Genomic DNA, 10,855 nt, shown 5'->3' with positions numbered 1-10,855 from the left:
GATCTCATCCCTGGGCACATCAAGTATTTTCGATATTTTTTCAACAGCATTATTTCTTTTTTCATTTCCTGGTCTGATTTTAACCCATTTTTCTGATTCCACCCTTGTTGATGACGGAGATATCATTGGTATATCGTATTCCTTATATTTAATCAATGATATTTTTAGTTCAAGCGGCAAATTAAAAACATAATTTCTCTTACCCCTTATTACCCAGGACCCCTTTGATATAAATTCTCCAGATTCTGGTGTTTTACTTACCTGATTTGGATACACCCAGTATGCCGTTCCGGAGGATATGCCTGCAGGCCATGCCCTTGACATGCATATTGCGAACTGGCATGCCTCATTTATGGTTTCCTCTGATATTTCAATGCCATCGTTTTTTATTACCGTGCTTGGGGCACCATAAAGATCGGCATGTACATATATATCATTATCCTCCATGTGCTTTTTGACAAGTTTCTCATTTGTCTTTGCATCCTTTCCTGAAAGGACCATATTGCCATTGGATGAAAAGAACCATCTGTATGTTTCAAACCAGTACCTTGGCCTTTTTTTCTGATTTACCTTTTCCCTTTCCTTTATTATTAACTTTTTAGTTTCCTCAATGGCCCTTTCAGCGCCCTCAATTTTATTTTTATAATCCTTTGCTGTATTAAATACATTGCTTATGTTATTTCCTGCAGATAATGTGTAGTTTAAATCTATATTTATATTATTATAGTCAATGGTAAATATTTTCTTTGCCGGATTTATGCCTAAAATTTTTAAATCCCCATAATCAAACCCATTTAAATCCCCATTCTTCACCTTACCATTAACAATTTTTATTAATTTCTCAATAGATGGTATATTCATCTTTAATTTATTCCCAAACTCTGTATAAATTTCCATCAATTTTTTAAACTCCTCAATTGATTTTTTCTGCGATTCTATCCTTTTTTCCACGCTGCTTTTATTCTTTTCCTCCACCGGATAGTTATTTAAATAACTGACTATTCCATCATTGAAGTTTTCAAAGGTATCGTCTGGATTCCTTTTAAGGCTTTTTAGTATTATTGGGGACAGTATTTCCTCATCTTTATAATAATATGCCCTATTTTCCAGGGATTCCTTAAGGATGACATTTATCTCCTCATACACCTGATTTAATATTTTATCATCCATCTGATGTGGCATTAAATTTTTATCCATATTAAGACGGTAAAGAACCTCCTCTGCTATTTCCCCACCAAGATTTACCCTTGTTGCAAGGGTTTTAACCAGTGATGCGGTACTTTCATTAACAATCTTTTTAAACACGTCAAAATTTTCAATGGGATTTATAAGGGACGGTGGCACATAGGCCTCACCAATTTTTATTGTTCTTGTCCTGTATACATGCTGATCCATTGCAAATACTATTTTTCCATTTTCTGTTAAAATCAGGTTGCCGCCCCCAAACAGTTCCAGTATTATTTCCTGCCCTGTATGAAGTGTAATTTTTATAACCCTGTCAAAATTTATCTGTTCTATGCCTGTTATCCTTTTCTCCGATAACTGTTTTCTGAATATCATGGCCAGCTGGGACGCCTCATCAGGCCTGTCCGCGCTATAAAATGATATTCCCTTTGTAAGTGAAATAAAAAAATCTCTTTTTTTAACATCGGATCTGTATATCTGAAAAATAAACTCCTTTGAATTCACCTGGTATATTTTTTTTATAAATGAATTTTCTATATCATCCCTGAATATGTTTATAAATGCGTAAAAATCCAATGACGATTCCTTGAGTTTCATAATTTATTAGTAATTCCTGATATTTTAATCTTATTGGAAAGATTACATGCATGAAAAAATCAGAGCAACAGTTATAAAAACTAGTCTATGAATATGCAAATCAACATGGGAAGTTTCCATGTTTACAAAATTTAAAGGTTATTATAAAATTATTTTATTGATTTCTAATTATTTTTTTAAAATTTTTATGGGTTAAAAATCAAATATAGTTATATAAATCAAAAATTTAAGGCATAAAAAAATTAACAATGGTTTTTAACAATTATTTAATACCATAAAATATGGAAGTTGAGCAAAATACAATGAATTTATCAGGAAAAAATGTTTTTTATCTTAGCTATGGCAGGGGCCTTCAGAGGAGCTTTATCTTGCTTCATGATTCTAAAAATGATTCATCCTCATGGTCAGGCATTGATGCATTAAGGAAACTGGGGCAATGGGGATTTAATGTGTATGCCCCGGACTATCCGGGTTTTGGAAAGTCAGAGTATAATCCAAAATACAATTTTGGTTCAAATCCTGCAGCAGGCGCAAGATTCATTAAGGATTTTTCAGATGCTGTTTACGCCGGCTTAACATATATAATAGCACCATCTGTCTCCGCGGGCAGTGCATTAAAGGCTTTAATAGATTATCCTGAAAATATTGAAGCGGTAATAATAATTGGTGGCCTGGGCGTTGATCATATACTTAAGGAATTGAACAAAATAAATAAGCCTGTGCTTATCCTGTGGGGTGGCAATGACAGCGTGGTTCCAATAAATCATGGTATGAGATACCACGATCTTATCGCATCATCGCAGTTTATAAAGATTGATGGCGCCGGCCACTGTGTGCATCTTGATAAACCTGATATATTCTTTAACACATTAAAAAAATATTTATCAGAAATATAAAAAATTTAAATCACTCTTGGTATTATTATTATATAAAACAGAAGCATTATTATGAACAGCGCAAGACCATAATATATCTTTGTAAGTGTTTTTTCATTTTTAAGGAAGCTGAATCTCTCCCTTCTGGATGCTATCATTAAGGTATCCCTGAAAAATTGGCCACCATCAAACACTGCAACAGGCAGTGCATTCATTATTCCAAGAAGGAAATCTATCCAGAATAACCAGTAGAGAGAATTAACCAATCCAAAGTATATATAGTTATTAAATGGTGTTGAAAACAGGTGCGCAAGGTTATATGGTACCGGTGAAAGCCCAAGAACAGGAAGACCAAGCACATCAAAAAATTGGGGCCCAAAGAGGGCTGAGCCAAATATAAGGCCGCGCATTTCCTTTAATGGTATGTAATCAAGTCCGGAGTATGTTATGCCAACACCTATAAAACTCTCATTTTTATATATATTTTTATTTGCAGCAGGGTCATCCTTTTCATAGTAACTGTAAGTTGATACCGTTTTAAGTGTGTAATTATCTGTCTTTCCATTTAAAGTCATTATTTCCATTGTAATATTTGTTCCCGGCTTTATTTTATCAAGAACGTTTCCAAGTGTATTGATGTTATATATTGTTGAACCGTTAATGCTTAATATTACAGAATCAGATGGAACATGGGCCGCAGCAGCCGGAAACCCTGAAATTATCTGCGATATAAAAACTCCGGTAAGAACACTTTTATTTACTGTGGTGCCGTTGTAAAGTACAATATTCTCCATTCCCGGTTTTAAATATGAATCTGTTTCCAGGTTGTTTAGTGCAGAACCTGAAATATTCCCATATTTTATTATTTCATAACCATGGGGTATCTGTGCATTTTCTGATTCCTGGATATAAACGCCGCTGTGAACCGGTGGTGCGAGTGGCATCATAACAAAAATTAAAAGCATTAATGCTATAAATGCTATAACTATATTTATGCCCGGACCCGCAGCTATTATCCTCCTTCTTATAACGGGATCTGCATCCATTATCTCCTTTTCATCAGGCTCAACGAACGCACCAACAGGTATGACAAAGAATAAAGCGCCAACGCTGCTAACCTTTATTCCATGCTTTCTCGCAACTATTCCGTGGAATGTTTCATGGATTACCACGGCAAATACAAGTGATGCTGTGCCATAACCCAGCGGTATCAGGGGATTTATTAATGGAATTGCAAGATATTCATTTAATGGTGGGGCCTCACTGGTTGGCACATGAACTATGGTAAGCAGTATGGCCTCATATAAAAGCATTATGAATGCTGTTAAACCTCCAAGAACCACCAAAACATCAGATATTTTGCCAAATGTCTTTCCCGGGAAATGTTTGGATATGGCATCAAGTATACCACGGTTATGTGTGGATTTAATCATTAATGCAGGCCCCATTGTTGAAAAATGCCTGGTTTTATTTATGTGCGGGGAAAGGTATAGTATTATAAATATCCATGAAAATACGATTAATATAATTAAATAAATCTCATTATAAACCATAATTATCTACATAATTAAACATTAGTTATAATTTTTGCCATATGAATTAATTCTTTTAAAAAAAGTATTGAATGAAAATCATTTAAATTATTCCACATTCTCCTGGATTTTTTTGAGGAATCTTATCATATTATACTTCTCCTCATCGTTAAAATCTCTTAATGTATTTTCAATGAATTTTATGTGTAATTCCTCAACACGCATATATTCATCCTTTCCCTTACTTGTAATCTGTATCTTTATTATTCTTCTGTCCTCTGAACTTCTCTCCCTTCTTACATATCCCAGTTTTTCGAGCTTGTCAATAACACCTGTGATCCAGCCCTGGGTCACCATATTTATATTTGCGAGCTCAATCATTGGCAACGGGCCGCGTTCAAGCAGGTTTTTTAGTATTCTATACTCTACAGTTGACATTCCAAGGGATAACAGATTTTTCTCAGATGCCCTGTACCATGTCTTCCATGTCCTAATGAATTCCCTCCAGACGTCGTAGGCCTTAATGCTTTCCATTTATATCATATTTTAATACGTAACTGGTATTTTATGCTTTCTATATAGTAAACTATTTGCCATTAAAGGATTTAGATATAAATGATTTACCCATTCCTTAAGATTTTTTATAGAAACCATGTAATATTTTTATACTTAAAGTATATTCTTTATCCATGGGGCTAGGCAAGAGAGATTTAAACAGAAAAAAGAAAAGCATAGAGATGAAAATTCAGGAACTTGAGGAAAAGGCAAGAAAAAACCCACTGGATAAGGGCATACAGGAGGAAATAAACGAGCTGAAGAAAAAAATGGACAAATAATTTAATAGGGTGGCATTGGTTTTGTTAATTTACCATCCTTTATTGCAGGCGTATATGGTGGTACGTTAATCTCAACATATCTTACCGGCTTCGGTTCTATTCTTTTTAAAAGCATTTCTATTGAAATATCATTATCATTTGCCATGTTGCATATTGATTTTATTTCATCAGGTGTAAGCTGTCTTTCAGTATTGTCCATATATTTTATGTTTAGGCTTTTAATTTCCTCACAGTTATACATAATAATTAAATGTTAACTTATATAATTATTTTTTGAGCAGTTCATTTATTAGTTTTTTAACAGTGCCATATAATTCATTAATATCCATCCCACTGGCATTAACAGTAAATATATGATTTTCTGGAAGCAGGTCCAGCGCCTCATAATATATTATATCGGACCTCTGTGCCTCAATGTTCTCGTTTATTTTTTCATTGCCATAACCACGCTGCTCCATTCTTTTTCTTAAAATATTTTCATCATCCTTAATTATAATCACATATTTGCAATGAATCATATGGGAATAGTGAGATTCAACAACATCATATTTAAGTTCAAGCCTTCTCAGCTGGTCTATGTCCACAATGCCATCACTAATTATCCCTGTGTTTTTTAATACCTCATTAAGGGATGCACATTGTATGCCACTGTAATTGAGCATCTTACATAACGTTGTTTTCCCGGTTGCCGGTATTCCAGTAATGCATATCGTTCAGACCACCCCGAAATGACCTGCAAGCTTTAATGGCATTGAAAGGTGCCTTCTGGCTATAACCGGTACCTCATAAAAACCCTCAGATATATTTCTTTTTATTTCAACTATCTCCGGATTTTTATACCTTTTTTTGCATCTTGGGCATCTGTAATCCATCTTCCCCTTGGATCTGGTTTTAATGCCGCAGTCAGGACATATGGGTGGTTCCTTAATATATTCCCTGGATAATTTTAATATCTTTATTTTTTCAAGCTTTAATGTGCCATTATCGAATGAACCATAGGCCCTTACAAGGTCTCCTGGTATAAGCGCATTAACAATTTTTCTAAATTCCTTTGTTGGTTCAAACGCTGCAAGATTTATTTCATAGTCCCTGTATTTCATTTTTATGAAATAATGACCACCCTGGATTATATATGGATATGATGATATTATGCCTGATACTGAATAGGAACCAAGGTCAGATAGAAATTCAGGATCATAAATTATATGATCATCCGTACCCTGGTTTGTTTCATAAATTATGAAGCCCTCATCATTTATTTCAAAATTATTTTTTATTTCATCATATATGCCAAGCAAATCGCAGGGCTTTATTCCCCTTACACCGAATATAACCGGTGTTTTGAATTTTGGGAATATGGCAGGGTAATCGTTCTTATAATCTATATTATTAAAGGTTGAATCATATTTTTCTGGTATTTTTGCTATCTCCATTTTTATACTTTTATCCATAATTCCATAATGTGGATACTTATAATCCAGAAGCTCATAGGTCACACGTTTTTTATTCCAGCCAAGTGATGCTGTGGCACCTATTATTCCATGGCCGGTTCTTATTTTTTTGTAAGCTGCCCTTTTTTCGAGGAATGCCTCAATTGATGCTACTGAAATATCCTCCTGAAGGGCCCTCTCATATATCTGTGAATCGAATCTAATCTTTGATATGACTATTCCCGGATTTGTATTTTCACTATTTTTAACATAAAAATCCTCAACAATGCCCGATGCAAAATTCATAAGCTCCTCAGGTTCAGGCTCTGAAATGAGTTTTTCATATGCATATATATTATTACCGTTTATTCTGCCTATAATAATTTTTTTTCCGGCTCCTGTACCTATATTTATATTAAGGGCCCCATTGCCCCTTGTTTTATGGCTTATATTTGGATTAAGCCTGACAAGCTCCGGATATCCTATTATATCATAATGTGTTTTTCTGGCAATCTGTGATATTATATACGTTGTGCACATTTCGTTCTGGCTATCGGTATCATCCACAGCTATGTACATTTTTATCTACCAAATCTTCTTTTTCTTGACTGATATGACAATATCGCCCTTAAAAAATCCACCTTTTTTAATTCAGGCCAGTTCACATCTGCAAAGTAAAGTTCTGAATACGCTGCCTGCCAAAGGAGGAAATTTGAGATTCTTTCCTCACCGCTTGTCCTTAAAATTAGATCAGGATCTGGGAGTGTATTATCATAAAGATAATTTCTGAACATTTTTTCATCGATATCATCAGCATTAATCTTACCCTTACATACATCATTGGCTATCATTTTAACAGCATTAATTATTTCCTGCCTTCCACCGTAACCTATTGCCAGATTGAACCTGAATCTTGAAAACTTCTTGGTGGTATTTTCAACATTAATAATGGTGTTTCTTAAGTATTCAGGAAGTGATGATAATTCACCTATTACATTAACCCTTATTTCGTTTTTGTATATTCTGTCATCCCTTAAAAGATCATTTAATGAATCGTTTATTAATTTAAAAAGGAAATTAACCTCATCATTTTTCCTCTTAAAATTCTCCGTTGAAAATGCATAAACCGTAACAACCTTTATGCCAACCTCCATGGCCCAGTCAAGCACCTCCTCAAGCTTGTCCTTTCCCCTTACATGCCCTTCATTTTCGGATAAACCGATGGATCTGGCGTACCTCCTGTTGCCATCTGTTATTATTCCAAGATGATTTGGTACCCTGTCCTTTTTAATTTCAGCCAGAAGGGCGTTTTCATAAAGATTTGAGGCTATATCACCAATCCTGTTAGCAATACTCATTTATTAATAATTATTATTTAGTATATATTTATAATTTTTTTAACTCTATTGAATACATATTCTTGAATTTGGAAAATCCATGCACTATTCTTTTATAGACTATCTCCAGGCCTGCTGATCTAAAGTATTCCATTCTGGATTCTAATGTTTCGTAATCACATATTTCATAGTAGTTTATTATTCCTCCAGCTGAAACACTGTTAATGGCATCATTTATAAAGTTAAATGCACCGTGGGGTAAATTCATTATTATTCTGTTGAAATCATGAAATGATTTTATTAAATTTCGGGAATCACCACAGTATGCCTCAATTTTACCCTTTAATGAATTTAGCCTTTTATTTTCATTCAAAAGTTCTATTGCATCACAGTTTATGTCAGATGCTATTATATCACATTTTATTCTGTGTGCTATTAGCACGGAAAACGGGCCAACACCGCAGAACATGTCAAAGATTTTCTCATTCTCATTTATCTCATTGGCAATTCTGGCCCTCTCTGTGGCCAGTCTCGGTGAAAAATATGCCCTTTTTATATCAACATGCAATCTTATGCCATTTTCCCTGTAAATTGTTCCTGTGTTATCCTCACCGTATAAAAGTTTTACATCCCTTGTTCTGTATTCTCCAGTAACACCTGAGTCGAGATAAATTGATTTTATTTCCTTTCTCATTTTTATTATATCGACCAGCTTTTGAGCCTCATCAAGTTTTTTGCCCTTTATTACGGCAATATCACCTATGATGTCATATGAAAATGAGTGGTTATAATCCTTAATACTATTATTTTCAATAGGATTTATATCAACTATTTTATATCCCTCCGGTGGCCTTATTACAGGAATATATACCATGGAGCCATCATGCTGTACTCTATATTTTTTGTTAAATAATCCCGAAGATTTGCAGTATTCTATGGCTGCCTGTGCATATTCCTTATCTACCGCTATATGAATCAAGGTTGTTCCCCTTATAATACTGCTTTGTTATTTTATCTGCATACTGTATAATTTCAAGGGCAAGCTTATTTGAGAAACCAAATATATTTCCAATATCCTCCATTTTTGCAGATGCAAGTTTTTCAATTGTGGTGTATCCATTGTCAAATAATCTCCTCGCCCTTACCCTGCCAACGCCCGGTATTTCTATAAGCTTTATAATATCCTCCTTAATGCCCTCCTTTATCCTTATGTTTAAATGGAATAACTGGCCTGAATATTCCTTTTTATTCATTGTTGATAATCTGTAAAGTGAATATGAAATCCAGTCAGCTGATGATACCTTTGCCTGTATATCGCCGGGGCCAATATCAAATGACTCTGCTATGGTATTAATTGGGACCTCATTTATCCATTCCTGCAGAATTATTGCTGTTTTGGCTGCCCGCATTGATTCCTCACTGAAATCGTTTATATTATATTTATCAAGGAAGTTTTCAACATATTCATAGTCATATTCCCTGAAATTAAAAGGTATCATATCTGGCGTTTTTGATATATAATAAAGATATAATGGCTCTGAATATTCATGATTTAAACACTCTGATAATATCAGCGCTGTAACAGGGTCTATGTAAAGTTCTGATGTTATTTTTCCAAATGGCTCCACTTTATAAATATCATTTTCCTCCGAAATAAAACCATTCTCCTTTAAAAAGTAAATGGCCCCGTCAAATGCCAGTGAATAATCCTCTATATCGTTTTGAATGGCAAGCAGTGTTTTTTTATAAAAATTTAGTATATCATCGTATTTCCTTGCCATTCCAGAGGATATTAGCGATAGTATGTTAAACCTGATCAGACTGTTTGAATCCATCTTGGATATCACAGGCTCCAGATCACCATTAAGATAGTTTTGTGCAACCTTTAGCATTGATTCACTTGATACAGTTATATATCCATAACCTATTTTATCGTATTTTGGCCTGCCAGCCCTACCAAGCATCTGCTGTACCTCTATATTAGAAATTGGCTTACTGTAACCATCGGAATACCTTGTAATATCCCGTATAATAACTGTTCTGGCAGGCAGGTTTACACCGGCGGCCAGTGTTGGGGTGGCCACAATTATCTTTATATGTCCCTTCTTAAATAGCTCCTCAATTGTTCCTCTCTGTTCATTTGAAAGTCCGGCATGATGGTATGCAATTCCATGCGATATTAGGTCTATCATTTTGTCATTTAAATTCTCAAGCGGCAGTTCAAGATCCTCAATATTCGTGCCAAAATCAAAATTATTCTTTAAAAGTTCAGCATATTTCTCAACATTCCTTCTGGAATTTCTGAAAACAATACACTGACCGCCATCATTGACGCTGTTTTCAATTAAAACAAGCTCGTCCTTATTTCCAAGGAATTCTTTTTTTCCGTCCCTTATCAGTGAGTGCCTGTAAACAATTCCAGTTTCCAACGGAACCGCCCTAAAATCTGATATTACGGTTTCGGCATTCATCCACATGGCCATTTCCTTAATGTTTGAAACCGTTGCTGAAAGCCCCAGAAGTATTATATCCGGATTAAGGTATAAAATTGAGGATATTACAGTTTCAAGTTTTGGCCCCCTGCTTTCATCTGAAATTGTATGAATTTCATCAAGTATAACAAAACCAAATTCATTTAGTATATCAGGGTCACGATGTATCATTGAGTCAGCCCTTTCTGACGTGCATACAATAACATCATAGTTCCTTACAAATGATGGTGGTATATCGTAGTCACCAATGGATATGGTTATCCTCATCCCAAGAGACCTTAAATTTAGAAGTTCCTGATACTTTTCCATGGCCAGTGACCTTAATGGAACTATGTAAAGTGATTTCTTGCGCTTGAGGAACGTTTTATATATTTCTATGTATGCAATTAGAGTCTTCCCTGAGGCGGTTGGAACGGAAACTATCACATTTTTTCCAGATATGAGTTTTTGGACCGCCTCCTCCTGATGTTTATATAATGAAAAATCATTATTATCTGTTAATTTTAAAAAATCTGCAGGAACGTTTTATATATTTCTATGTATGCAATTAGAGTCTTCCCTGAGGCGGTTG

General features: G+C 34.6%; 10 protein-coding genes and 1 pseudogene. 2 read left to right on the top strand and 9 right to left on the bottom strand.

All coding sequences use genetic code 11. The features are described 5' to 3' along the window. Positions 1 to 1,782, bottom strand: a 1,782-nt coding sequence (gene rqcH / locus AOG54_RS07040) for a ribosome rescue protein RqcH (RefSeq protein ID WP_055032560.1), incomplete at its 3' end; no start/stop codon positions are given. Between the two features lie 281 nt (positions 1,783 to 2,063). Between rqcH and AOG54_RS07035 the strand changes: the two genes are divergently transcribed. Next, positions 2,064 to 2,678 carry an alpha/beta fold hydrolase gene (locus AOG54_RS07035; protein ID WP_055032559.1) on the top strand — a complete coding sequence of 205 codons (615 nt, stop codon included), beginning with the start codon at positions 2,064 to 2,066 and terminating at the stop codon, positions 2,676 to 2,678. 5 nt (positions 2,679 to 2,683) lie between these two features. On the opposite strand, the gene AOG54_RS07030 is transcribed toward AOG54_RS07035, so the two are convergent. Then, entirely contained in the window at positions 2,684 to 4,210 is a 1,527-nt protein-coding gene (locus AOG54_RS07030) for a site-2 protease family protein (protein ID WP_048101639.1), read from the bottom strand. A gap of 87 nt (positions 4,211 to 4,297) precedes the next feature. Then, positions 4,298 to 4,723 carry a MarR family winged helix-turn-helix transcriptional regulator gene (locus AOG54_RS07025; protein ID WP_054963823.1) on the bottom strand — a complete coding sequence of 142 codons (426 nt, stop codon included), beginning with the start codon at positions 4,721 to 4,723 and terminating at the stop codon, positions 4,298 to 4,300. A 155-nt stretch (positions 4,724 to 4,878) separates the two neighbouring features. Between AOG54_RS07025 and AOG54_RS10075 the strand changes: the two genes are divergently transcribed. Next, complete coding sequence (locus AOG54_RS10075) at positions 4,879 to 5,025, top strand: hypothetical protein (protein WP_169749788.1); 147 nt, start codon at positions 4,879 to 4,881, stop codon at positions 5,023 to 5,025. A 1-nt stretch (position 5,026) separates the two neighbouring features. On the opposite strand, the gene AOG54_RS07020 is transcribed toward AOG54_RS10075, so the two are convergent. From AOG54_RS07020 to AOG54_RS06995, 6 genes and pseudogenes are all read right to left on the bottom strand, one after another. Beyond that, a complete protein-coding gene (locus tag AOG54_RS07020; protein WP_048101637.1) occupies positions 5,027 to 5,266 on the bottom strand; it encodes a hypothetical protein in 240 nt (79 codons plus the stop codon). Positions 5,267 to 5,291: 25 nt separating this feature from the next. Next, the gene (locus tag AOG54_RS07015; protein ID WP_269082270.1) at positions 5,292 to 5,729 is read right to left on the bottom strand and encodes an AAA family ATPase; all 438 of its coding nucleotides are present in this window, start codon (positions 5,727 to 5,729) and stop codon (positions 5,292 to 5,294) included. 9 nt (positions 5,730 to 5,738) lie between these two features. Then, positions 5,739 to 7,034 carry a tRNA(Ile)(2)-agmatinylcytidine synthase gene (locus AOG54_RS07010; RefSeq protein ID WP_054963821.1) on the bottom strand — a complete coding sequence of 432 codons (1,296 nt, stop codon included), beginning with the start codon at positions 7,032 to 7,034 and terminating at the stop codon, positions 5,739 to 5,741. 2 nt (positions 7,035 to 7,036) lie between these two features. Further along, positions 7,037 to 7,813, bottom strand: coding sequence for a polyprenyl diphosphate synthase (uppS, locus tag AOG54_RS07005; protein WP_054963820.1), 777 nt, complete (start codon positions 7,811 to 7,813; stop codon positions 7,037 to 7,039). Between the two features lie 28 nt (positions 7,814 to 7,841). Beyond that, positions 7,842 to 8,771 carry a class I SAM-dependent methyltransferase gene (locus AOG54_RS07000; RefSeq protein WP_048101633.1) on the bottom strand — a complete coding sequence of 310 codons (930 nt, stop codon included), beginning with the start codon at positions 8,769 to 8,771 and terminating at the stop codon, positions 7,842 to 7,844. Beyond that, positions 8,749 to 10,791 (bottom strand): annotated as a pseudogene (locus tag AOG54_RS06995) (ATP-dependent DNA helicase); the annotation flags it as partial. The gene AOG54_RS07000 and the pseudogene AOG54_RS06995, both read right to left, overlap by 23 nt. Positions 10,792 to 10,855 lie beyond the last annotated feature (64 nt).

The organism is Acidiplasma aeolicum (assembly GCF_001402945.1).
Classification (GTDB): Archaea; Thermoplasmatota; Thermoplasmata; order Thermoplasmatales; family Thermoplasmataceae; genus Acidiplasma; species Acidiplasma aeolicum.
This window is presented reverse-complemented; position numbering and strand designations above follow the sequence as displayed.

Coding starts and splice junctions, on each gene's coding strand:
- AOG54_RS07020 (WP_048101637.1), bottom strand. CDS start 5,266: ATGTATAACTGTGAGGAAATTAAAAGCCTAAACATAAAATATATGGAC.
- AOG54_RS07035 (WP_055032559.1), top strand. CDS start 2,064: ATGGAAGTTGAGCAAAATACAATGAATTTATCAGGAAAAAATGTTTTT.
- AOG54_RS07025 (WP_054963823.1), bottom strand. CDS start 4,723: ATGGAAAGCATTAAGGCCTACGACGTCTGGAGGGAATTCATTAGGACA.
- uppS (WP_054963820.1), bottom strand. CDS start 7,813: ATGAGTATTGCTAACAGGATTGGTGATATAGCCTCAAATCTTTATGAA.
- AOG54_RS10075 (WP_169749788.1), top strand. CDS start 4,879: ATGGGGCTAGGCAAGAGAGATTTAAACAGAAAAAAGAAAAGCATAGAG.
- AOG54_RS07030 (WP_048101639.1), bottom strand. CDS start 4,210: ATGGTTTATAATGAGATTTATTTAATTATATTAATCGTATTTTCATGG.
- AOG54_RS07010 (WP_054963821.1), bottom strand. CDS start 7,034: ATGTACATAGCTGTGGATGATACCGATAGCCAGAACGAAATGTGCACA.